Origin of the sequence: Mitsuokella sp. UBA4253 (assembly GCF_002395285.1) — a bacterium.
In the GTDB taxonomy this organism is placed as follows: Bacteria; Bacillota; Negativicutes; order Selenomonadales; family Selenomonadaceae; genus Mitsuokella; species Mitsuokella jalaludinii.
Window position 1 is genome coordinate 70,185 of the sequence record NZ_DGWR01000015.1, and the last position, 23,813, is coordinate 93,997.

Below are 23,813 nucleotides of genomic sequence, written 5' to 3' on the forward strand. Positions count from 1 at the left end.
GCTCACTGCTTGCCGTGCATCTGATAATGGTTGAAGAAATCACTGCGGAACTCCGTGAAGCGGTCCTCGAGGATGGCCTGGCGCATGCGGCGCATGAATTCCTGCAGGAAGTAGAGATTGTGCAGCGACAGGAGACGCAGGCCGAAGATCTCGTTCGCGCGCACGAGATGGCGGATGTAGGCGCGCGTGTAGCCGTTGCGGCAGGCGTAGCAGCCGCAGCCCTCTTCGAGCACCGTGTGGTCGTGCGTGAACTGAGCGTTCTTCATGACGAGACGGCCTGTCCACGTCATGGCCATGCCGTTGCGTGCGACGCGCGTCGGGTAGACGCAGTCGAACATATCGATGCCGCGCTGCACGCCCTCGACGAGGCAGTCCGGCGTGCCGACACCCATGAGGTAGCGCGGCTTGTCCTGCGGCAGAAGAGACGTCGAGTACTCGAGCATCTCGTACATGAGCTCCTTCGGCTCGCCGACCGAGAGGCCGCCTACCGCGTAGCCCGGCAGGTCCATCGCCGTCGTCTCGCGGGCACTCCACTCGCGCAGGTCTTTGTACATACCGCCCTGCACGATGCCGAAGAGGCCCTGGTTCGGGGCCGTCATCGCCTCCTTGCAGCGCTGGAGCCAGCGGATCGTGCGCTCCGTCGACTGCTTCGCGTAGTTGTAGTCGGCCGGATACGGCACACATTCATCGAACGCCATGACGATGTCCGAGCCGAGTGCCATCTGGACCTCCATCGAGACTTCCGGCGAGAGGAACTTCTTCGAGCCGTCGATGTGTGAGCGGAACGTCACGCCCTCCTCCGTGATCTTGCGCAGGTCGCCGAGGCTGAAGACCTGGAACCCGCCGCTGTCCGTCAGGATGGCCCCGTCCCAGTGCATGAACTTGTGCAGGCCGCCGGCCTCACGGATGAGGTCCATGCCCGGGCGCAGGAAGAGGTGGTAGGTGTTCGACAGGATGATGCCCGCGCCGAGATCGTGCAGTTCGTCCGGCGAGACGCCCTTGACCGACGCCTGCGTGCCGACCGGCATGAAGATTGGTGTCGGGAAACTGCCGTGCGGCGTATGGATGATGCCCGCGCGTGCTCCCGTGCGCTCGTCCTTCTTGACGAGCTCATATGTGATTGCAGTCAAATAAAAACCTCAACTTTCGTATTTTTGATTTACTGGCCCTGGCGTGCGGCAAGCTCCTCGCGCAGAGCGTGTTTCATCAGCGCAAGGTCCGGCGTCACGCCCGTCCAGAGTGCAAAGGCAGCCGCGCCCTGACCGGCCAGCATGCCCTCGCCGTTGATGATGGTGTGGCCATACTCCTGCGCCTCAGAGAGAAAGCGCGTGCGCGCCGGTGTATAGATGATATCGTAGACGAGGGCCGCCTTCTTGAGCTTCGCCCAGTCCACGGGCGGCATGCCCTCAACGTGCGGGTACATGCCGAGCGGCGTCGTGTTGACGAGCAGGTCTGTCACCGCGAGATGGTCCGCGAAGGCACCGTCCTCCCAGTGAAGGACCTGAATCTCTCCGTACGCAGAGAACTCTTCAGCGAGGCGCGCCGCCTTGGCGGGGTTGCGCACGCCGAGCGTGATGCGCCCTGCCTTGGCGCGCAGGAGGCCCCAGATGACGGCTCTCGCTGCGCCGCCGGCGCCGAGCAGCGTCACTTCCCTGCCCTTCGGCGAGAAATTGTGCTGCGCGAGCGGCTGCATGAAGCCGATGCAGTCTGTGTTATAGCCAGTCAGGTGGCCATCCCGATTGACAACCGTGTTGACCGCCCCGATGATGCGGGCGTCCTCATCGACAGCGTCGAGCTCCGCCATGATGGCCTGCTTGTGCGGGATCGTGACGTTCCAGCCGGCAAACTGCATGGCCCTGAGTCCCGCCACCGCCTCCTTGAGTTTATCGGGCGGCACGGGCAGCGAGATGTAGACGTAGTCGAGCCCCGCCTTTTCGATGGCCGCATTCTGCAGCACCGGCGAGAGCGAGTGGGCAATCGGCCAGCCCATGACGCCAAGATTCTTTGTCGTTCCTTTGATCATCACAAGTCCTCCCGCCGTCAGCCGTGTGCGCGGCGCGTCTTCGTCAAGAGGTCCATCTTGAGCTCGTAGTAGTCCGGCGTCATATCGAGGTAATGGCGGTGCGGATTCTCGAAGCGCTGCTCCTCCTCCCAGATCTCGTGGTCGAGCTGGTTCTTGACGTAGTCGCGGATCGCATCGAGCTTCGGCAGCTCCTCCGTGCGCTTGCCCTGGCGGACGTAGCACTTGCGGAGATTCTTGAACGTGCAGTGTTCAAACGAGCGGTTCTTCCACGGCTTCTGCGGGTCGATGTAGCGCAGCGGCTGCGTGCCGTCAATCTGCTCGCCGCACTTGGCGATGAGGTCCGCGACAGCGTGGCCGTTCTCGTCGTAGACACGGTAGAGGTCCTTGAGGCCCGGGTTCGTGATCTTCTCGACGTTCTCCGAGACCTTGATGCGCGGCGCGAAGTGGTCGTTCTCCCCGACTGCTGCGAGCTTGTAGACGGCGCCGAAGACCGGCTCCGACTTTGCCGTGATCAGGCGCTCGCCGATGCCGAACGCATCGATGCAGGCGCCCTGCTGTGTCAAGAGCGACGAGACGGTGAACTCATCGAGGCTGTTCGAGACGACAATCTTGCAGTCCGGCAGGCCCGCCTCGTCGAGCATCTTGCGTACGCGCTTCGAGAGGTACGCGAGGTCGCCCGAGTCGATGCGGATGCCCATGAGGCGCTTGCCCATCGGCTCAAGCACCTCATGCGCGATGCGGATGGCATTCGGGATGCCCGAGTGGATGACATCGTACGTGTCGACGAGCAGGATCGTCGCATCCGGATACGTCACCGCGTACTTTTTGAAGGCCTCGTACTCGTCGCCATAGAACATGACCCAGCTGTGCGCCATCGTGCCCGAGATCGGGATGCCGAACATCTTGCCGGCCGAGCACGTCGCCGTGCCGACGACGCCGCCGATGTAGGCAGCGCGCGCGCCGTACGTCGCCGCATCCATATTGTGGGCGCGGCGCGCACCGAAGTCCGAGACGGCGCGGCCCGCCGCCGCCTTGCAGATGCGGCGCGCCTTCGTCGCAATGAGCGACTGGTGGTTGATCTGTGCGAGGATGGCCGTCTCCACGAGCTGCGCGTCAATGAGCGGTGCGACGACCGTCAGGATCGGCTCATTCGGATACATGACCGTGCCCTCCGGCAGCGCGTAGATATCGCCTTTGAAGCGGAAGTCCTTGAGGTATGCAAGAAATTTCTCCGAGAACATGTGCTGCTGGCGGAAATACTCGACATCCTCGTCCGTGAACGTCATGTTCTCCACATACTCGATGACCTGCTCGAGCCCAGCGAAAATGGCAAAGCCACCCTCATCCGGATTCTGGCGGTAGAAGACATCGAACGCCACCTGGACGTCCTTGTCGTGGTCCTCGAAGTAACCATTGGCCATGGTCAGTTCGTAGAAGTCCATCATCATCGTGATATTGCGTTTATCAAACTGTGTTTGCGTCAATGAAGCCAACCCCTTTGATGTCGCAGCCCTACGGCCGCGCTTTTTTACTAGAAGTGTTCTGGGCATTCGGATATACGGTATCAATTATATCATCTTAATGATGGGGATGCAAAACGTATCCCGCAAAAAGCAGAAAAAAGAGCCGCTGTGCCACTGCACAGCAGCTCTTCCACCAGATGCGATATACAATAGAAGGAAGTGCGCTCTATCAATAGCCGAGTTCGCGCTTGACCGCGTGCTCGAGCGGCTCCTGCTTGACGAAGTGCTCGAGGTCCTCGCAGAACATCGCGACCGACTTGTCGCGCGTGTACGCCAGCGTCATCTTGCCCGAGCAGTGCGGCGTCAGGATGACGTTCTTCGCCGTCCAGAGCGGGTCTCCCTCCGGAATCGGCTCCTTGGCCATGACATCGAGCGCTGCGCCGGCGAGGTGACCCGTGTTGAGCGCCTCGACGAGCGCCGCCTGATCGATTGAGTTGCCGCGGCCGACATTGATGACGAAAGCGTCATCCGGCAGCATGGCCAGGCGCTCGCGCGAAATCATGTTTGTCGTCTCCTTCGTGCCCGGCAGGCAGAGCACGAGGATGTCCGTCTTCGGCAGATACGCCTCGAGTTCCTCCTGCTTGACGGCCTCATCGTAGACCGGGCTGCGCTTGCGGCCCGTGCGGCTGACGCCGACGATGGCGGCCGGCTGGAACGACTGGATGCGCTCTGCGTAGCGCGTGCCGATATCGCCCGTGCCGACGATCGTCACGCGGCTGTCCTTGATGGAGCGCAGCGGCAGGTTGTTCTTCCACTCGTGGCGGCGGATGATTTCCGCATACTCCGGATAGCGGCGCAAGAGCATCAGCGTCACCATGACGAGGTGCTCCGCGATCGTCACACCGTACGCACCCGATGAATTCGACAGCAGGCAGCCGTCCGGCAGCACGCCCGGCTTGAGTACCGGGTCGACACCGGCCGACACACTGCAGAACCACTTGAGATGCGGCGCCGCCTCTGCGAGCTTCGAGCCGCCGCCAGTCGCCGCCGCGTAGATGATGTCGACGTCGGAAAGATGCGGCAGCGCCTCATCGTTCGTCTTGTAGTACGCGACCTCCATATGGTGCTGCGCCGCCGCAGCCGTTATCTTCTCGCGATGTGCATCATTCATAAAGGAATTGACCACTGCAATCTTCATGAAAAAACGCTCCTTTCTGTCGATAAAAAGCAGATACAATAATTCTACGTTATGTTTTTATACTTTCGCCAAAACTTCCCAAAAGCCTTTTCTTCCGGCAAAAAAGATGTTACGACATTACAACACCGGTAACAAAAAAGACATCCCGCCAGATGACGGGATGTCTCATTTCACCATGAGGATATTGTCCTGCCGTCCGGAATGCCTGCATCAGCGGAACACAATCTGGACGAGCAGCATGTAAATGGCTGTCCCCGCGAACATCGAGAGGAGTATCCGGCGCAGCCAGATGTGGAGGCCCGCCGTCACGCCGATGCCGATCACTTCTGGCAGGCCATGCGGCGCGAGTCCCCAATCGACATCCTTCAGGCAATAGACGACGAGCAGTCCGAAGATTGCCGCCGGCAATGCATTGCCTAGATAGCGCACCATCAGCGGCGTCGGCTTCTTGCTGGAGAAGAGCAGGAACGGCAGGAAGCGTGTCAGCATGGTGGCCGCCGTACAGAGCAGCACCGTGATGACCTGCTGGTAAAGCGTCATTTCCATCATCTCGTCTCCCTCCCCCCTGCCTGATCGGATTCCGGAAGATAATACCGCTCCAAAGGACGCCTGCCCAGCAACAGGGCCGAGAGGATCACGAGCATCGCCGGTATCATGAACGATTGCGCGCCAAAGACAGCGAGACAGCTGCCGGCCGCGACGAGCCCGAGGACTGCCGTCGCATGGTGACATTCATTCAGCCATTGTTCGATGAAGATAACGACGAACATTGCCGTCATGACAAAACCGAGCCCCGCCGTATCAAACGGCAGCGCCCCGCCGACAAGACCGCCTAAGAGCGCGCTGAACACCCAGTAGGCTTCATCGAGCCAGGTTATCCAGAGCATGAACCATCCCCGGTCAACACCTTCCGGCAAACGGCGCTTAGCCGAAAAGATGATCGAGAACGTCTCATCACAGAGGCCGTAAATCAGGAAGAAACGCTTCCATCCCAAGCCACGGTACGTATCAAAGAGCGACAATCCATAAAATAGATGGCGCGCCTGGATGAGCAGGGCCAACAGGAATGTCGCCAGCGGCGCAAAGGGAGAGAGCAGCATCGAGACGGCCACGAACTCCAGTGACCCGCCGAAAATGACCAATGCCAGCAAAAACGGGTAGTAAAACGGAAAGCCCATGACATTCATATAAACACCATAGGCGAATCCCAGGAAAACAAATCCCGCCAGAATCGGCGTCGTATAAGGAAACGCTGCCCGCAACGCCGGCCAGCACGCATGTTGTTGTCGCATAACCGTCCTTTCTCGTCATGTCACATCAGGATACCGGGATTCACGAGCCTGCCGAGTGCGATGTCCTTTTGCATCGCACTGGCCAAACCCACGCGGATAACAAACGCTCCGTCGGCATCATTGTACTACAGAAGCCAATATGCGACAAGACAATCTTGTCGCGATACGATATACACCCGTCCTATTTTCCCATGCCGTTGCCAAGTGAGAAGATCTGCGCTATACTACAGACATCGATGCAAAAGAATAAGCAGACTGAAACTCCCCATAGCTAACGCCAGGGGGTTCTTAAGTACAATAGCTTTTCTTGCTCTCGAAAGATGCAAGTGCTGACTATTTTCCTTAAAACTTTCACGGGCAAAAGTTCCATTGAACTCATTAGCGCCCGCAAGGCCCGTTTCAAGACCTTATATTTCTAATCGTGTTACGGTTTATATCCCGATACAGCTCAGATTTCTGTTCCCACGCAATCGTTTGATTTCCTGATTATGCAGATGCAGGAAAGTCTCAAATCTTTTGTTGCATTTTTCAAGGTTGAACGTCTTCAAGTCTGGGTTGATATTCATGATAAGGAAAGCGGAATACATATCTCGCTGGACTTTTATGCCATTTATGATGTTCCAGCGCTCAGAGAGTTTTTTCTTCTGATAGGATTCGTCGGTATGATTGAACTGGGAAGCACGAGCCAAGAAGGTATCAATCTCGATTAACGATATGCCAAAGTAACTCAACTTGCGCTTCAAGATTGCTAGGAACATGGAAGGTGCCCGATTGGCTAAAGACTTACCGAATCGCTTCTTGCGCTTGAATCTGCCTTTCTCATTCTTCTCGGTTTTCTTAGCCCTTGCCTGCAATCCCTTGAAGTTCATGGCCTCGACATAGAAGGTATCCCCTTGTCTGAGAAGCTCGTTTGCAAGCAGTTCGTGCTGCAGTTTCCTGACCGCAGCCTGCTTACGCTGGACTTCTTTGAGGCGGAACAAGGTCTTTACATATCGCTTGCTACGAATCCAGAGATGAGTGCCTTTCTTCGTAGTTTTATCTTCATTGTAGTTATCCGGATTATTCATTCGTTTGCTTCTGTCCAGCTTGCGTTGAAGCAGTTGCTTTTCACGTTCGTGCCCCTGTGCTCTATTGGCAAGTTCTACAATTTTTATCGAAGACTCGGAAGACCATGCTACGGTCGATGTACCGATATCGATACCGACATCTCCTTTGCCAAGGATGTGAACGAAACTGCCATCTGACTTACGTCGCTTGGCTAGCTTCTCTCCTCGAAAGATGATCTGCAAGTAGTATTTCTTTTTCCCCCTCACGAACTTTCGCACGAGACGGCAGTAAGCGATGGGATGTGTAAGAGATTCCACCTCGTAGAGGTTAGTTTCATCAACAAGGACGGGTATCTTCAACCCTGACCACTCGCAGGTACGGGTAATTGTCTTGAATCGAATTCCTGTATCGTTTGTCTTCCCTTCCAGCGAATTAATCTGTCCGTATTTCTTGAAGTAGATTCGTTTTCCATCACCATAGAATAGTTTCTCAAAAGATTTCCAGAGCCTTTTGGAAAGGGCTTGTGCAATAGGGGCGTTAATCTGTTTCTTGAAATGCTGCCGTATCGGTGTGGCCATACGGGAAAGTCCATATTCTGTTAAGCCAGCTTTTTGCCTGAGCTGATGGATTTCATCCCAGATTAGTTTATCGTGCTCTTTGTCCTTATTCAGGCGTTCGATGAGGTTGCGATACGCTTTTGTTTTCTTGAGCTCTTTCAGCCGTTTGAGACTCTTGCTGGTAAGAGTATTATATATCTTTCGCCCAGCTTCCAGACGGCTGTCGATGACATCTTCCTGCCATCGTTCCGTTTTCAGTCTGAACTGGAGAATGAAGCAGTCTTTTCTTTGTTTAACCATATCGCCACCTCCTCATGCTTAATTCCTTGATTTTATTATATCAAAAAGTAGAGATACTTACAACATGATAAGGTTTAACAGGATTGGAAATATGAAAGTTTTCAAATAACCATTTGGCTGTTTTAACTATGAGATTAGGAGCTTGTCGTTTATTGCTTATGAGGTTATCCCCGTAGCTGAAGCTAGGGGCTTGTGCCACAAATCACAATGGAAAGGAAGGTCTTTTTTCATGTCCAGATTCTCTGTCAAGCCACTCGTCTACGCCGGTGTCTCCGTGGCCCTGGCGGTACTCTTCTCCTATGTCTTTGCCATCCAGACGATCTTCGTGCGCATCACCTTCGGCTTCCTGCCAATCGCCATCTACGGCGCGATGTACGGCCCCATGAAGGCCGGCCTCGTCGCCGCGGCCGCCGACTTCATCGGCACGGCCCTGCTCGGCACGAGCATCTTCTTCCCGGGCTTCCTCGTCTCCGGCTTCCTCACAGGCTACATCTACGGCTGGTTCTTCTACCGCAGGCGCGTCACATGGCTGCGCGCCTGCATCCCCTTCTTCCTCGTCATGGTCTTCATCCACCTGGGCCTCAACACACTCTGGCTGACCATCTTCTACCACAAAGCCGCCTCGGCCATCTTCCTGAGCCGCCTCATCAAGAACCTCCTCTGCTATCCCATGGAAGTCGGCCTCTTCCTCATGGTCTACCGGCCCCTGCTGCGCTTCCTGCCCGAGCAGTTCCCGCAGGCGGCAGCCAAAAAGGCCGCCACCTCCACAGCAGCCTGATGAATACAGGCTGCAAGCTTCCCATTGTCCGGCCCGGAAAACGAAAATAACCCCCTGGCCATGCCAGGGGGGTTATTTATGCTGCAACGCTTTCAGTGTCGGCCTCGTCAGACCTTCTGCGCGCAGACGTCATTCACGAGCAGGGCCGCCTGCAGAACGGCTGCTCTGTTTACGCTTTATTTTACCTCGATATTCAGCACGTTTTGGATAGCACCGGGCTTTTCCTGGAACAGCTCGAGCGTCAGGCCGTCGGGCAGCTGCACCCATTTTTCGGGCTTGCCCTCGATGTGATGGACACCCTTGACAGCAAGCATTTCCCTGAGGACTTCGGGCATATCCTCGACAACGATGCCGAGATGATGTCCCTGTCCCGCTTTATAGTCTTCTGGCGCGGCCACAAGCTGCACGCCACCCTTGAGCCAGACCATCTTGAGATGACCATCTTTTTCCTTGCGGCGCGTTTCTATCATGCCGAGGATTTTCTCAAAAAAATTTTTGGACCACTCAATATCTCGCACCGTCACGGCGCTGTGTTCCAAATAAGACTGTCTTGCCATGTTTTCACCTTTTCCTTTACGCACCAATTGACCCCATCCAAAATTCTTGAGCAGCAGCAAACCACGCAGAAGCCTGTCACTGGGGATCTCTATATTATCTTTATCCATTTTACTCTCTATTGCACGGATTGGCAATTTTCTTTATCAAAATTAACACTCCTTGCTAGCATTCTTCGTTCCTGTTATACTGTAACAGAGGGGATTCCCCCTTAGAGCGAACACAGCATCTTGCTGTCATCTACGATGCAATTGATGGTCATCGGTAGTCGAGCCGTCTGGCTTTGGCATGTTACCAGACATGGTCTATTTTTTATGAAATTGAATTTGCGAAATATATTTTACCTTATCCCCGCGCCTTCTACGGCCGCGTAACTCCCCGTTACCTAAGCCGGAAATCCCCAGATCGTAGTCAGCTTCCCAGGCAGCAACGCCCTTTCCCATTCGCGAAACAGCACATGGAAAGGGCGTTTTCTTTTGCTATGCAGGATAATCAAGCCATAGTCTCTACTACTTGTCCTTACGCTCCAGGGTCTGGAAATATCCTTGGTAGAACGTTTCTGTCATGTTTTCTATCTCTTCCTCGGAACGCATGTCAAGCATGCTGAGTCCTGCAATGAGGTTGAGGTATTTGATACCTGAGACGACAGCCGGACGGTCAACATTCCATTTTTGCGCCAAGCGCAATTTGTGGATTGCCTTGAGAAAACCGATGCACGTCTCGCGCCGACCGAGGATACGACTGGACGAGAATATGACAATTGTACTAGGATAGCCTGTCGCAGCAATTTCCCTGAGCAGTCCATAAGGATCATCTCGATTGTCTGGGGCGTAGACCATCTCAGCGCCCCAGTACAGACTGGCCACACAATTAACGAAGGTTCCCCTACGCTTGCCATGTCTCGTATAGGTGAAGAAAGAATTGTATATCTTGTTCTGGTAATCCCGAACCGTTTCATCCAGGAAGTCTTTTCTCTTCTCGCAGACAAAATCAAATAAATAGGTGTGCAGTAAAGCAGCCCATATCTTTTCGTCAATTGCTATATAATACGGAAGATTGCTGAGCGCCCGATGGATGACTTCGGCGTTGTGGACGTCATCTGCTGATTCATCGCCCGTCACCTGCAGATTCGTGACAAATGGATTGAAATCATAGCCTGTGTCCTGCAGGAAATCATGTTCTTTCAGCATTTTAGCAAAAAAGGCGAAATCTTTCTGAATATAATGCGGCAGATTTGTCTCAAAGTTTCCCTTCAGATACTGGATTCCGTCATCCGTCAAATATTGCAGTCTCATTCGTCATCATCCCTGTCGTGTTCTGCTCGTTCTAGCTCATCCATCGCATGCAGCAGCGGGTATTTAAAAATCTGCTGTGCAAGCCGTCCGATGTTCTTCTTGCTGTTGCCCGTGCCCAGCTGGATATCCTTGATGTCAATGCCATTCTGCTCGAGCAGTTTTGCGAATACACCGTACCAGCGATACGAAGCCATTCCTTCATCATTTTCCTCGTCTACATCTTTCATATCCATCAGGACTGACATGATAGCGGGGACAAAGAACATCTGGATCATCAAGTAACGATCACTGGCTTTGTGACGATGGTAGACATTGAAAAGGTCTCGGCTCACATAAAGGCGCAGGCAATCGCCCTCGGTGTCAACCCAGACGTCACCGGGATTGCTTTCATCGACAGCCAGGGCGAGGATATCGGCCATCTTGTCGTAGTTCTTGCCATCGCGATTGATATCAATCGTATACTCTGGTCCGATGGCAAGGATACCGCCCCTCCAGATATCGAATGAAGCGCCTTTGCCGAATCCGATATTGAACTGTTCATTGTGATATCCGTGTATATCCTCTGTTGCGACAATGTAGGTGCTGATCTCGACTTCATTCGTGAGATTCCCTGCATCGATGGTCACATCCTCATGATTATTCTTCGATGAGAAAAGCTGACGATAGCCGACCAGAGAACATTCCACATGTGTTGCATAGCTGACCTTCCCCTGTGCGAACAATTCCTGTAGACCAGGCTCGTCGAGCATATAGTCAATGCTGAGTTTCAGCTGTCCGAAGGATATCTCTTCCTGTACCTCTGCCCGAAAACTTCCACGAACATAATCGTCATCCATACTGCTGAGCACAGGATATGGGGTGAGTCCCTTATTTAGCCTCATAGTAGTTCACCTCCATCATCATCGGTCCTTGGAAGCCCGTTGAGAAATGCGCAGCGATTGTCTGCCCCTTTTTTGCAGGACCAAATGTGATGCTGTTTTTCTCAACTTCTACTGCTGAATCATTTCCATCAATCCGTACATTGTGAACAGGGATCTTATAGTTGCCGCGTTCGGCAAGTCCGACGACCTCTAGGCGGATTCGTGACTTGCTGATGGGGATCGTGAACGCAAGTGTGAACTCTCCGTTCATCATGTTATTGGCAACCAGTCGTTTCTTGACAGCTCGGAACTTGAAATTGTACTTCTTTTTTGCAGGATCTGCAGGATCTTTTGTAGTCCTTCCGTCCTTCTTCGGATCATCCTTCTTAGCATCTGTGCGTGGATTGTCATCAAGTCCGCCTTCCTCTAGCGGTTCCTTTACCTTGATTTCTCTATCTGTCCGACGACGACGAGCCTTTCTCTTTATCATCTTTGCCTTTGGCTTCTGCTCCTTGATCTCAACATTTAGAGCTCCATCTCCTGCGGCATCGGCAAAGAACTCATCCATACCGTAAGCAGCCTCGATATCTTGCTGTGGTGCGCCGAAATTCTCTATGATTTTCTTGCGCAGATATTGTTTCAGATCGGTGTAAGCATTTTCATAGAAGGTCTTGTTGACCTTGCATCGGCCCGGCTCCCACTTATCATGGGCCGGCATCTCCATCGTCTTGAAGATTTGATTCATGGTATCGCCTTGAATCAGTAAGATACCAGTATAGGAAATGCTGTTCCCGAGTCGGCTCTGCGGGAAGAGTGTCATGCCCGTCTTTCTCGTCATGAGGACGCGCTGATTCAGGTCCTCCCCTTGATGAAGCAGCAGTGTACATTCTCCATCCTTGATGCCGTACTTCTTGCCGTATTCGTCGGCATCTAAGGAAATGACACGATTCTCCTCTGGGTCATCGTGGCGATGGATCAGGAGATTGTAGTAATCCTTCAGTGCAGCGTATTTCTTGTCATCAAGTTGCGCGATATACTGTGCCAAGCTGTTGCGATTGATTGTATCTTGACCAACGTGTACGATGAGCTTCTGGAATTCAATCGAGACAAAGAAATTCTCGAGGACAGCCAAACGGATTGTCCCGTAGAGGTCTTTGTCCTTCTCAAGTGCCAGGATGTATATGTCGGTGCCATTGTCCCTGCGTTTGAAATGCCCCATGGCAAACGGCTTGAGTATGGCATTCATGTTGTCAGAAGACGAATAAAACCCCGTGCCAGTCGTCGTGTATTCCTTGCCAAAGAATCCAGATTCTTTCTCTTTGAATGAGAGCAGCCGTGATACACCGACGTAAGAATCGATAGCGTCTACCTTTGATGCATAGAAGATGGTATGGAAATAGGAGCAAGCCAAAGGAGCGGCCTTGCCGATGCCGAAACTGCCTCCGGAATTGATATTCTTGTTGGATGAACCGCGCCCCTTCACCAGCTGATGCCAAGGCGTTTTTGTATCATCTGTCTCCGCACCGACAAGCCCTGTCGTATTGTGGTCACTGATGCGCAGGACATCAATCTTGCCCTTCATCAGCTTCTGCGCTTGCTGGAAGAATCCCGTCGCTACAGGATCTCCTTTCGATGCCGTAATGCAACGGTCAAAGATATTTCCCAACTGCCTGCCACCGGGGATCTCATCCTGCGTGACTTGGAAGAAATCAAAATCGACGACAACCGGTCGACTGTCATCCACCTGCTGATCGACAGAATTCTGAATGACCTCTCGAACCATAGATGCAATTGAATTTGCACTGAACGTCTCAATGCCCGGATCATTGAACCCATCGACAATCCCCTTGTTGTTCGAGGCGAATCGCCATTTCCCATCCTCTCGCATATAACTCCCCTCTTCCACATGATCGTGATTCAATATCTTATTGCTTCATCATCTAGCAATCTTGTCCTGCATCAAGGCCATTTTGAAGCTATTCAATGCATTCTTATAACACTGCTCTGCTTTGCCAACTTTTTGTGGATCATAATCACAGAGTGCAAACAGGCCTTTGTATTCACCCATGATATTCGACAAGTGTTTATCCAAGAAGATCTTTGGGTCAGTAACCCAGTCAATGGTGGTCTTTCCATTGACTTTCTTTTTCTCTAATAATGCCTGAAGTCCATAGAATAATGGAAGTATAAAGCCATCCGGACTGATATTGACATCGGATTTTATCGGCTCACCGCCAAATGGCGTTTTCTTATTCTTGGTCTTGTTGTTGAGCTTCTTGACCGCTCCAATACGTCCGAAAGAACCATCATTGCCATTATAAAGGTCAGCGAATCGCGCATAGATATAATCGTATAGTTCTGGAAGTATTGTTGTAATCTTGAACGAAGATTTTACTTCTTCATTAATAATATCCTTTGTATAATCACCAGCTGACTTCTCTGAGACATCAGGAGAACTCATCAGGCGCTCGAATAATTTCAGGCATTGCCCTTTTGAACTATACATGTACGTTTCTTTGAATTCACTTGGATTGAAAATCTTTTTAGGATCTTTTGCTTCGCGTACTGGATTAACAAGCTGCAGTGGAATCCATGAAAGGGCAATCAAATCCTGTACCTTTACAGCACCCCCATCATTCGTCTTCCATTCAATCCGATCTGCAATGTTCTCGTTGTGTTCGCGCATCATCAATTCAAGTTCATTGAAGTAGCCATTCTGATGAACTTTAGCTGAAAGTTGCAATTCGACATTATTATTGCGCGATTCACAAATATCGAAAAGATGATTTCTGAAGTTTCGTACGCCAGCCGTATCATTCATATCTGCTGGCACTTGCAGTTCTACAGGAATGAGAAAATCAATCGGTGATTCTGCCTTTCCCTTTTCTTGTATTAGATATTCCTCAACAATATCATGATTGGTCTTCCAGCTTGCTTTAAATTCGTCCCAATTCTTGACCTTATGAGAAATTTTTTGCTCATTTGCTTCTAACGCTTTACTTAGAATGTACATGCCAATGGCCAACGTATTATGACCACCATCAAGGATCCCCTCTATGCGTTGATTGACTGGTGCAATGCGATAACGATTGCGTTCCAGTGCCTCGTAGCTAGAAACAGCCAGCAAGACGCCCTTCGTCTTGAAAGGCAGCAGTTCAGGTGTCAAGCGAATTGTTTCTTGAATCGCATCGGTCACCGCACCGACTTTTGCCTCACGAGGATTTGCCTCTAAACCCAAGTGATCGATGATAGAAGCAAACGTGCGGCCGCTCACATGGCCACTGATTTTCTTCATGTCACCAATCGTCAATTCCCCTGGACGGCCTTCAAAGCGAATAATGAATTGTTCTGACATATCAGATAGCTCCTCTCTGCAAATCTCAACAAAAAAGACCGACATCCCGTCGGTCTAAAAAACAGTTTTGACGACCATCCGGCCACACCTTCAACTATCCAGCTGATATATTCAGAATACACTGTTTTAATAAAAAAATCAAGATCATACTAACACTTTAGCAGATTTTTTTAGGATTGTATCTCCTTTCATCCAGGTTATATTGTAAAATAGGACTTTTCCCTTCATGAGCCTTTATTAATATAGTAACAGTTGCTCGAGGCACCAAATAAACGCCTTGGCACAGCGTTGTTCGGGATGCTGGAAGTGGTTGCCGGGGTTCCAGGTGAGGGTGGTCTTGATGCCGGCACCTTGTAGCAGGGCGTGCTGCTCTTTGATGCAGGCGCTGACGGTACGCATGACGGGGTTGCGGGTCTTGTCTTCGCGGTCGCCGAGGCTCAGGTAGATGATGCCTGCCTTTGGCTCGTGGGCTTTGGCGTAGTCGAGCCAGCCGGGGAACCAGACGGACGGCGATGCGGCGGCAACGGCAGCAAAGGACTGGCTCTCGTAGGCGCTCCAGAGTGAGAAGAACGCGGCGAGGGAGTAGCCACCGAGTACGACGGGCGCATCCTCTGCCAGAGCACAATGACTCTTAAGCGCGGGCAGGATGGCCTCGATGGACTTCAGCGTCTCCTCTGCCCCTGCGCCAAAATCCTGCTTGCCGAAGACGGCAGGTGCCGTCCACGGGGAGAGCTGATGGTTCCACTCCTCGACGGCAAGGAAGGCGACAGCCAGCGGCATGCTGACAGCAGCGGCAATGGCGCTGACTTCCTCAAAGAGCCCCTTGCGCGCAACAATCTCTTCCTGCTCGACGGGCTGCACGAGTAGGGCGCGCGGCTCTGGCTCTTGCAGGAGAAGGCATCCCTTCCCTGCTGCGTGGATCGTGGCGAGAAGGTCGTCGCACTGCCATTTCCTGCCGTTGATCACGATTAGCTGTTTCCCTTCTATCTCATTTATCTTGTTTATTTCGTTTATCTTGCTCATCGTATTATCTCCCTCATCACATTTCATGGCACAGGCATGGTACAGCAGGATTTTATCCGCTGGCAGAGAAATATGTATTGGTTCTATAAAATCAAGCTCAGCAAGAAAGGATTCGTTATGGCTCTCTTTGCAATCGGTGACTTTCACCTCTCGTTCCAGACGCCCGAGAAATCGATGGACGTCTTTGGCGCGGTGTGGCGGCACCATGAAGAAAAAATCAAGCAGAACTGCGAGGCGCTCGTCGGGCCGCACGACACGCTCGTCATCACGGGCGATCACTCCTGGGGGCGCAAGCTCGCGGAGTGCGAGCAGGATCTCGCATTCATCGAGGCGCTGCCGGGACGCAAGATCCTGCTGCGCGGCAACCACGATATGTTCTGGGACGCAAAGAGGACAGCCTCTCTCAACCGCCGCTTTGCGGGGAAGCTGTCCTTCCTGCAGAATAATTTCTTTGCCTACGAAGATTACGCGCTCGTCGGCACGAAGGGCTTCACGTTTGAGGGGCCGTTCTATCTCGACGGGCAGGGCCGCGTCATCGGCTGGGATGAGGAGCGCGAAGCGCACGCCAAGATGCTCGTCGAGCGCGAGTGCACGCGGCTGCGCCGCTCGCTCGATGCGGCGGCGGCTGCGGGCTTCCAGAAGTTTATCCTGTTCCTGCACTATCCGCCGACGAACATCCTCGAGCAGAAGAGCCCCTTCACCGACATCGCCGAGGAATACGGCGCCGAGCAGGTCATCTACTCACACTGCCACGGCGAGGAGCGCTTCCACGACAGCCTGCAGGGCGTCGTGCGCGGCATCACCTACCGGCTTGTCTCAGGCGACTATCTCGATTTCAAGCCGGTCAGGATCCTTTGACCGTGACCAGCATAAGCTGGGCCGTGGTCATGCCTCCGTCTCTTTGCCGGGCCTGCGGTACTTCAGGAGCTCCTGCGGCACGCGCCTGCCCTTGTGGTAGAATTCCCAGTCGCGTTCGCCGAGCTCGCGCTGCACGCGGCAAGGTACGCCAAAGGCCAGCACGCCTGCGGGGATGTCGCGCGTCACGACGCTGCCCGCGCCGATGACCGTGTTGTCACCGATCGTGACGCCGGGCACGACGATGACGCCTGCGCCGAGCCAGACGTTCTTGCCGATGCGGATGGGCAGATTGTACTGATAGCCTTTCTCGCGCAGCTCCGGTGCCAGCGGATGGTTCGGCGTCGCGAGCGTGACGTTCGGCCCGATCATCGTGTAGTCGCCGATGAAGATCTCGCCGTCGTCGACGGCGGTGAGGTTGTAGTTGGCGTAGACCTGCTTGCCGAGGTGCAGGTGATGGCCGCCCCAGTTCGCGTGCAGCGGCGGCTCGATATAGCAGTCCTCCCCGACTTCTGCCAGCATCTCTTTGAGCAGTTTCTGCCGCTTCTCCCACTCATGCGGCCGCGTGGCATTGTAGTCGTAGAGCTTTTCCATGCAGTCGAGCTGCTGCTTCATCAGTTCCTCATCACCCGGCCAGTAGATCTCGCCATTCATCATGTCATCGTACACCTTGCTCAACAGAAATCCCCTCTCTTTTGCGTCTTTGCGTCAATCATTCCTTAAGTTTTCTTAAGATAACGATTCGACAGCACGTTTGTTTTTTCCTGCCAAATAAATACAAGACAGTAAAAAGCAGCATCGTCAGGCCATTCCTGAGCGATGCTGCTTTTTCACGCTTAAAAACGCAGTCTTATTTTTTCCCGGTGCTGCCACACACGGTCGCATTACTGGTATGCCTTTTGCCCTCAGCGACCAGTCCGTCCACACACGGTCGCATTACTGGTATGCCTTTTGCCCTCAGCGACCAGTCCGTCCGCGTTTTGTCATCGGGATGCCCTGTTTGCAGAGCGGGCAGTCCTCTGGCTTGTAGGTCTCGACGTTGAGGTGCAGCAGTGCGGTGCACGGGACGTCACCGAAATTGACTTTGCCGCCGCTGCGGTCGACGAGCATGCTGACAGCGACGGGGATGCCGTCGTTTGCCTTGACGACGTCGATGACTTCCTTGATGGAGCCGCCGGTCGTGACGATGTCTTCGACAATCAGGCAGCGCTCACCCGGATGCAGGTGGAAGCCGCGGCGGAAGGTCATCTTGCCGTCGACGCGCTCCGTGAAGATGGCGCGCGTGCCGAGGGCCTTGCCCGTCTCGTGGGCGAGCAGGATGCCGCCGGTCATCGGGCCGACGACGGTCTCGATGTCAGCGTCCTTGAACTTCTCGGCCATCGCCTCGCAGAGCTGCTGCGTGTACTTCGGATGCTGCAGCACGTTGAATTTCTCGACGTAATGCGGGCTGTGCAGGCCGGACGTCAGCAGGAAATGGCCATTCATGATGGCATTCGTCTTGACGAGCAGGTCTTTTACTTCTTCTTCGGTCATTTTCATTGTACGGTCTCCATTTCTTTCAAGATAGCCTCGGCTGCGGCCTTCGGGTCTTCGGCGGCGCGGATTGGGCGGCCGATGACGAGGTGGCTCGCGCCGCTCTTGAGCGCTGCCGAAGGCGTCGCGATGCGGCTCTGGTCGTTGATGGCCGAGCCTGCGGGGCGCACGCCCGGCGTCACGATCAGGAAGTCTGCGCCGCACGCTTCGCGGATGAGGGCTGCTTCCTGCGGCGAAGCGACGACGCCGTCAAGGCCGGCCGACTTGGCGAGCTTTGCGAGGCGCACGACGGCGTCCTTGACGGGAAGGGTCTGGCCGACGCCCGCCCAGTCTTCCTGATTGATGCTCGTCAGCACCGTGATGGCGATGAGCTTCGGGCAGGGAATCCCCCGCTCCTCTGCTGCCGCGTGCAGCCGGTCGGCTGCCGTCTTCATCATCGTGTAGCCGCCACTAGCGTGGACATTGAGGATGTCGGCACCGAGGTCCATGAGCGAGCAGAGCCCGCCGGCCACGGTGTTCGGGATGTCGTGGAGCTTGAGGTCGAGGAAGACGTGCTTGCCCTGGCCGCGCAGCCAGCGGACGACTTCGCCGCCGACGCTGTAGAAGAGCTCCATGCCGACTTTATAGTATGAGACGCTTTCCCCGAGCTTCTCGACGAGGGACTTGACGTCCTCCATCGTGTGGAAGTCGAGGGCCACGATCAAGCGGTCATCTGCTTGGATTGCCATTATCTCTGTCATCCTTTCTGAACATCGTTCCGGAATCCGAGGAAGCCCGGATTGGCCTTGCCGACGATCTCCTCGATGCTCGAGAAGCCGTGCTCAGCAAGGTACGTGTCGAGGCCGTCGCAGATCTTCATCGTGATCTCCGGGTCGGTGAAGTTGGCCGTGCCGACGGCGACGGCACTCGCACCGGCGAGGAAGAATTCGACGGCATCCTCTGCACTTGCGATACCGCCCATGCCGATGATCGGGATGCGGACGGCCTGCGCGACCTGCCAGACCATGCGCACGGCGACCGGCTTGACACAGGGGCCCGAGAGGCCGCCGGTGACGTTGCCGAGCACCGGGCGGAATCTGTTGATGTCGATCTCCATGCCGAGCAGCGTGTTGATCAGCGACACGGCGTCAGCGCCGGCAGCCTCGACGGCCTTGGCCATCGCGACGATGTCGGTGACGTTCGGCGAAAGCTTGAGGATGACGGGTTTCTTCGTGTGCGCCTTGGCCTCGCGGACGACGGCCGCAGCCGCCTCGGGGTCGGTGCCGAAGACGATGCCGCCTTCCTTGACGTTCGGGCACGAAACGTTGAGCTCGATGGCCGCAACGCCCGGCACGTCGAGGAGTTCGGCGAGCTTGCCGTACTCCTCTGCCGTGCTGCCCGAGATGTTGACGATGACGTTCATGCCGTACTGCTGGATGCGCGGCAGGGTTTCTTCGAGGAAGTGCTCGACGCCCGGATTCTCGAGGCCGATGCAGTTGAGCATGCCCTCCGGCGTCTCTGTGATGCGCACGCCGTCGTTGCCGCGGCGCGGCAGGAGCGTCGTGCCCTTGACCATGACGCCGCCGAGGCGCGAGAGGTCGACGAAGTCTTTGAATTCCTCGCCGAAGCCGAACGTGCCCGAGGCCGTCAGCACCGGCGTCTTCATGGCGATGCCGAGCAGGTCCGTGTGGAGTCGTTCGTCGCTCATGCAAACACCTCCTCTGCGGGAAAGACGGGGCCGTCCTTGCAGACTTTCTTGCGCTGGCCGTCCGTCGTGTCAATGGAGCACGAGAGGCAGGCGCCGAGGCCGCAGGCCATGCGCTTCTCGAGCGAGACCTCGCACGGGATGCCGTGCTCTCTGGCGATCTTGGCGACGCCGCGCATCATGACCTCCGGGCCGCAGGTCACGACGACATCGTAGTCGCCCCTCTCGAGGATCTCGGGAAGGACGGTCGTCGTGAATCCCTTGGTGCCGCGCGAGCCGTCATCTGTCGTCAGGAAGCAGTGGCCGCAGAGGTCGTCAAAGAGGTCCGACCAGAAGAGCTCTTCGGCCGTCTTGCCCCCCATGAGGACGTCGGCTTTGCCCTGCATGGCTGCTGCGTAGTAAAGGAGTGGCGAAAGGCCCATGCCTCCGCCGACGATCAGCGGGTGCTTGTACGCCATGGCGAAGCCGTGGCCGAGCGGGCCGAGCACGTTGACCATCTCCCCCGGCATCAGCTGTGCGAGCGCTTTCGTGCCCCTGCCGACGACGCGGTAGATGAAGGCGATGCTGCCCTTCTTCTCGTCGACGGCGGCCACGCCGACCGGGCGGCGCAGTGTGAACGCACCCGAGAGGATGCGCAGCTGCACGAACTGCCCGGCCTTGGCCCGGCGCGCGATCTCCGGCGACTCGACGACGAGGAAGTAGACGTTCGTCGCGAGCTCCTGCTGTGCGAGGACCTTCGCGTCGCGCACGATTTTCTCTGGATGATTAGGCAAGGTCATCACCACCACCTACATAGTCCTGGATGGCCAGCGAGTAGACGAGGCGGCGCTCACGCATGAAGGAGAGCACGCGCAGGACTTCCCAGGCCGTGTCGAGAGACGTCAGGCAGGCGATGCCGTGCTCGACTGTCGCGCGGCGGATCTTGAAGCCGTCCTTGGCCGAGTGCTTGCCCTGCGTCAGCGTGTTGATGACCATGTTGATCTTGCCGTTCTTGATCATCTGGATGATGTCGGAGCTGCGCTCGTGGACCTTGCCGACGACCTCGGCGTCGATGCCCATCGACTGGATGGCCTTGGCCGTGCCCTCCGTCGCGCAGATCTCGAAGCCGAGCTCAGCAAAGGCCTTGGCGAGCTGCTTCATCTCTTCCTTGTCCTTGTCGGCAACCGTGAAGAGGATGCAGCCCTTCGTCGGGACGTGGATGCCCGAGCCGATGATGGCCTTGTAGAGGGCGCGCGCGTAGTGGTAGTCGATGCCCATGACCTCGCCCGTCGACTTCATCTCAGGTCCGAGGGCGATGTCGACATCCGTCATCTTCGCGAAGGAGAAGACCGGTGCCTTGACGGCGACGTACGGTTTCGGCGGCACGAGGCCCGACTTGTAGCCGAGCTCCTTTAAGGTGTGGCCCATGGCGATGCGCGTCGCGATGCCGACCATATCGACGTTCGTGACCTTCGAGAGGAATGGCACCGTGCGCGAGGAGCGCGGGTTGACCTCGATGATGTAGACCTCGCCGTCGACGACGACGAACTGGATGTTCAGGAGGCCCTTGACGTGCAGCGAGAGCGCAAGGCGCTTCGTGTAGTCGATGATCGTGTAGATGACCTTCGACGAGAGCGTCTGCGGCGGGTAGACGGCGATGGAGTCGCCCGAGTGGACACCGGCGCGCTCGACGTGCTCCATGATGCCCGGGATGACGACATCGACGCCATCGGAGATGCCATCGACCTCGACTTCCGTGCCCTGCATGTAGCGGTCAACGAGAACCGGGTGGTCCGGCGTGACCTTGACGGCGCGGCTCATGTAGTCGCGCAGCTCCGCCTCGTTGTAGACGATCTCCATCGCGCGGCCGCCGAGGACGTACGACGGGCGGACCATGACCGGGTAGCCGATCTTGGCGGCACCCGTGACGGCATCGTCGAGGTTCGTGACGCTGATGCCCTGCGGGCGCGGGATCTGCGTCTGCGTGAGGACTTCATCGAAGCGCTCGCGGTCCTCTGCGCGGTCGATGTCGTCGACCGACGTGCCGAAGACCTTGACGCCGGCCTTCTGCAGGGATGCGGCGAGGTTGATGGCCGTCTGGCCGCCGAACTGGACGATGACGCCCTCCGGCTTCTCTTTGTCGATGATGTTGAGGACGTCTTCCGTCGTCAGCGGCTCAAAGTAGAGGCGGTCGGAGATGTCGAAGTCCGTCGATACCGTCTCCGGGTTGTTGTTGATGATGATGGCTTCGATGCCCATCTCACGCAGTGCCCAGACGGAGTGTACGGAGCAGTAGTCGAATTCGACGCCCTGGCCGATGCGGATCGGGCCAGAGCCGAGCACGATGACCTTGCGGGCATCGGACACGCGGACTTCGTCCTCCTCTGCCTGGAAGGTCGAGTAGTAGTACGGCGTGGCGGCCTCGAACTCGGCTGCACACGTATCGACCATCTTGTACTTCGGCAGGATGTGCATCGTCTTGCGGATGGTGCGGACCTCGTCTGCCGTCTTGCCCGTGATCTCGGCGATGGAGCGGTCGGCAAGGCCGATGTTCTTCGCCTCGAGCATGAGGCTCGGCGTCAGGGCTTCATCCTTGAGCTTGTTCTCGATGGTCGCGATGTTCTGGATCTTGTAGAGGAACCACTTGTCGACCTTCGTGATATCGTGGATCTCGTCGACTGTCGCAATGCCGCGGCGCAGGGCTTCGGCGATGACGAAGATGCGCTCGTCGTTGATGCGCGCGAGGTTCTTCTTGACGCGGGCATCGTCCCAGGCGTCCATCTTGTCCATGTGCAGGCGGTGCACGCCGATCTCGAGCGAGCGGGCCGCCTTGAGGATGGCGCCCTCGAAGTGGCGGTCGATGCTCATGACCTCGCCCGTCGCCTTCATCTGCGTGCCGAGCGTGCGGTCAGCGTAGACGAACTTGTCGAACGGCCAGCGCGGGAACTTGACGACGCAGTAGTCGAGGGCCGGCTCGAAGCAGGCCTTCGTCTTCTGGGTGACGGCGTTCGTGATCTCATCGAGCGTGTAGCCGATGGCGATCTTCGCGGAAACCTTCGCGATTGGGTAGCCCGTCGCCTTCGAAGCGAGCGCCGAGGAGCGGCTGACGCGCGGGTTGACCTCGATGACGTAGTAGCGGTTGCTGTTCGGGTCGAGTGCGTACTGCGCGTTGCAGCCGCCTTCGATGCCGAGCTCGCGGATGATGCGGAGCGACGCAGAGCGGAGCATCTGGTACTCGTGGTCCGTCAGCGTCTGCGACGGAGCGACGACGATGGAATCGCCCGTGTGGACGCCGACCGGGTCGAAGTTCTCCATGTTGCAGACGGTGATGCAGTTGTCGTGGCCGTCGCGCATGACCTCGTACTCGATCTCTTTCCAGCCGGCGACGCTGCGCTCGATGAGCACCTGGCCGATCATGGAGTACGTCAGGCCCTTGATGACGATCTCGACGAGCTCTTCCTCATTCTCGGCGATGCCGCCGCCGGTGCCGCCCATCGTGTAGGCCGGGCGGACGATGACCGGATACCCGATCTCATTGGCGAACGCCACAGCCGACGGCACATCCTCGACGATCGTGCTCTCGGGGATCGGCTCGCCGAGCTTCTGCATCGTCTCCTTGAAGAGCTCGCGGTCCTCTGCTCGCTCGATGGCCTTCAAGGGCGTGCCGAGCAGCTCGACATTGTACTTCTCGAGGACGCCCTTCTCGGAGAGCTGTACCGCGAGGTTCAGGCCAGCTTGGCCGCCGAGCGTCGCGAGCAGGCCGTCCGGGCGCTCCTTCGAGATGATCTCCTCGAGGAATTCCGGCGTCAGCGGCTCGATGTAGACGCGGTCCGCGATGTGCGTATCCGTCATGATCGTCGCCGGGTTCGAGTTGACGAGCACGACTTCGAGGCCTTCTTCCTTGAGCGCGCGGCAGGCCTGGGAGCCGGCGTAGTCGAATTCAGCGGCCTGGCCGATGATGATTGGGCCAGAGCCGATGACCATTACTTTCTTGAGATTCGCTTTCTTTGGCACGA

21 protein-coding genes are annotated in these 23,813 nt (G+C 55.9%); 2 read left to right on the plus strand and 19 right to left on the minus strand.

The genetic code is table 11. The features are described from left to right. Nucleotides 1–2 precede the first annotated feature (2 nt). From tgt to B2X55_RS07690, 7 genes are all read right to left on the minus strand, one after another. Complete coding sequence (tgt, locus tag B2X55_RS07660; RefSeq protein WP_286821588.1) at nucleotides 3–1,130, minus strand: tRNA guanosine(34) transglycosylase Tgt; 1,128 nt, start codon at nucleotides 1,128–1,130, stop codon at nucleotides 3–5. A gap of 29 nt (nucleotides 1,131–1,159) precedes the next feature. Beyond that, nucleotides 1,160–2,023: a shikimate dehydrogenase gene (locus B2X55_RS07665; RefSeq protein ID WP_118174285.1), complete on the minus strand. Its 864-nt coding sequence runs from the start codon at nucleotides 2,021–2,023 to the stop codon at nucleotides 1,160–1,162. A gap of 17 nt (nucleotides 2,024–2,040) precedes the next feature. After that, nucleotides 2,041–3,507, minus strand: coding sequence for a nicotinate phosphoribosyltransferase (locus B2X55_RS07670; RefSeq protein ID WP_255240769.1), 1,467 nt, complete (start codon nucleotides 3,505–3,507; stop codon nucleotides 2,041–2,043). Between the two features lie 208 nt (nucleotides 3,508–3,715). After that, on the minus strand, nucleotides 3,716–4,684 hold the full coding sequence (locus B2X55_RS07675) for a D-2-hydroxyacid dehydrogenase (RefSeq protein ID WP_118174287.1): 969 nt from the start codon (nucleotides 4,682–4,684) through the stop codon (nucleotides 3,716–3,718). A gap of 210 nt (nucleotides 4,685–4,894) precedes the next feature. Further along, nucleotides 4,895–5,224: a branched-chain amino acid transporter permease gene (locus B2X55_RS07680; protein ID WP_278743355.1), complete on the minus strand. Its 330-nt coding sequence runs from the start codon at nucleotides 5,222–5,224 to the stop codon at nucleotides 4,895–4,897. 5 nt (nucleotides 5,225–5,229) lie between these two features. After that, nucleotides 5,230–5,976 (minus strand): AzlC family ABC transporter permease, encoded by a 747-nt coding sequence (locus tag B2X55_RS07685; RefSeq protein WP_286821590.1) that lies wholly within the window; start codon nucleotides 5,974–5,976, stop codon nucleotides 5,230–5,232. A 431-nt stretch (nucleotides 5,977–6,407) separates the two neighbouring features. Next, on the minus strand, nucleotides 6,408–7,880 hold the full coding sequence (locus B2X55_RS07690) for a transposase (RefSeq protein ID WP_286821592.1): 1,473 nt from the start codon (nucleotides 7,878–7,880) through the stop codon (nucleotides 6,408–6,410). Nucleotides 7,881–8,109: 229 nt separating this feature from the next. On the opposite strand from B2X55_RS07690, the gene B2X55_RS07695 reads away from it, so the two are divergent. Further along, a complete protein-coding gene (locus tag B2X55_RS07695; RefSeq protein WP_055162242.1) occupies nucleotides 8,110–8,658 on the plus strand; it encodes a folate family ECF transporter S component in 549 nt (182 codons plus the stop codon). Nucleotides 8,659–8,834: 176 nt separating this feature from the next. On the opposite strand, the gene B2X55_RS07700 is transcribed toward B2X55_RS07695, so the two are convergent. The 6 genes from B2X55_RS07700 to B2X55_RS07725 all read right to left on the minus strand — a co-directional run bounded on the left by B2X55_RS07700 (nucleotide 8,835) and on the right by B2X55_RS07725 (nucleotide 15,689). Then, on the minus strand, nucleotides 8,835–9,323 hold the full coding sequence (locus B2X55_RS07700; RefSeq protein WP_286821593.1) for a VOC family protein: 489 nt from the start codon (nucleotides 9,321–9,323) through the stop codon (nucleotides 8,835–8,837). A gap of 399 nt (nucleotides 9,324–9,722) precedes the next feature. After that, nucleotides 9,723–10,508 (minus strand): DUF6339 family protein, encoded by a 786-nt coding sequence (locus tag B2X55_RS07705; protein ID WP_286821594.1) that lies wholly within the window; start codon nucleotides 10,506–10,508, stop codon nucleotides 9,723–9,725. Then, complete coding sequence (locus B2X55_RS07710; protein ID WP_286821596.1) at nucleotides 10,505–11,344, minus strand: hypothetical protein; 840 nt, start codon at nucleotides 11,342–11,344, stop codon at nucleotides 10,505–10,507. Before B2X55_RS07710 ends, B2X55_RS07705 begins: the two co-directional genes overlap by 4 nt. A 31-nt stretch (nucleotides 11,345–11,375) precedes the next feature. Next, nucleotides 11,376–13,256 carry a hypothetical protein gene (locus B2X55_RS07715; RefSeq protein ID WP_286821597.1) on the minus strand — a complete coding sequence of 627 codons (1,881 nt, stop codon included), beginning with the start codon at nucleotides 13,254–13,256 and terminating at the stop codon, nucleotides 11,376–11,378. A gap of 48 nt (nucleotides 13,257–13,304) precedes the next feature. Next, on the minus strand, nucleotides 13,305–14,723 hold the full coding sequence (locus B2X55_RS07720; RefSeq protein WP_286821598.1) for a hypothetical protein: 1,419 nt from the start codon (nucleotides 14,721–14,723) through the stop codon (nucleotides 13,305–13,307). Between the two features lie 237 nt (nucleotides 14,724–14,960). Next, a complete protein-coding gene (locus B2X55_RS07725; RefSeq protein ID WP_286821599.1) occupies nucleotides 14,961–15,689 on the minus strand; it encodes an esterase in 729 nt (242 codons plus the stop codon). 174 nt (nucleotides 15,690–15,863) lie between these two features. On the opposite strand from B2X55_RS07725, the gene B2X55_RS07730 reads away from it, so the two are divergent. Continuing rightward, the gene (locus tag B2X55_RS07730) at nucleotides 15,864–16,604 is read left to right on the plus strand and encodes a metallophosphoesterase (protein ID WP_286821600.1); all 741 of its coding nucleotides are present in this window, start codon (nucleotides 15,864–15,866) and stop codon (nucleotides 16,602–16,604) included. A gap of 27 nt (nucleotides 16,605–16,631) precedes the next feature. Here B2X55_RS07730 and B2X55_RS07735 read toward each other — a convergent pair whose 3' ends face one another. From B2X55_RS07735 to carB, 6 genes are all read right to left on the minus strand, one after another. Then, on the minus strand, nucleotides 16,632–17,270 hold the full coding sequence (locus tag B2X55_RS07735) for a sugar O-acetyltransferase (protein ID WP_286821798.1): 639 nt from the start codon (nucleotides 17,268–17,270) through the stop codon (nucleotides 16,632–16,634). Nucleotides 17,271–17,558: 288 nt separating this feature from the next. Continuing rightward, the gene (gene pyrE, locus B2X55_RS07740) at nucleotides 17,559–18,134 is read right to left on the minus strand and encodes an orotate phosphoribosyltransferase (RefSeq protein WP_286821602.1); all 576 of its coding nucleotides are present in this window, start codon (nucleotides 18,132–18,134) and stop codon (nucleotides 17,559–17,561) included. A 2-nt stretch (nucleotides 18,135–18,136) separates the two neighbouring features. Continuing rightward, entirely contained in the window at nucleotides 18,137–18,862 is a 726-nt protein-coding gene (gene pyrF, locus B2X55_RS07745) for an orotidine-5'-phosphate decarboxylase (protein WP_286821603.1), read from the minus strand. Nucleotides 18,863–18,870: 8 nt separating this feature from the next. After that, nucleotides 18,871–19,821, minus strand: a complete 951-nt coding sequence (locus B2X55_RS07750) for a dihydroorotate dehydrogenase (RefSeq protein ID WP_286821604.1) — start codon at nucleotides 19,819–19,821, stop codon at nucleotides 18,871–18,873. Continuing rightward, complete coding sequence (locus B2X55_RS07755) at nucleotides 19,818–20,597, minus strand: dihydroorotate dehydrogenase electron transfer subunit (RefSeq protein ID WP_286821605.1); 780 nt, start codon at nucleotides 20,595–20,597, stop codon at nucleotides 19,818–19,820. Before B2X55_RS07755 ends, B2X55_RS07750 begins: the two co-directional genes overlap by 4 nt. After that, a complete protein-coding gene (gene carB, locus B2X55_RS07760) occupies nucleotides 20,584–23,811 on the minus strand; it encodes a carbamoyl-phosphate synthase large subunit (protein ID WP_286821606.1) in 3,228 nt (1,075 codons plus the stop codon). Before carB ends, B2X55_RS07755 begins: the two co-directional genes overlap by 14 nt. Nucleotides 23,812–23,813: the final 2 nt, after the last annotated feature.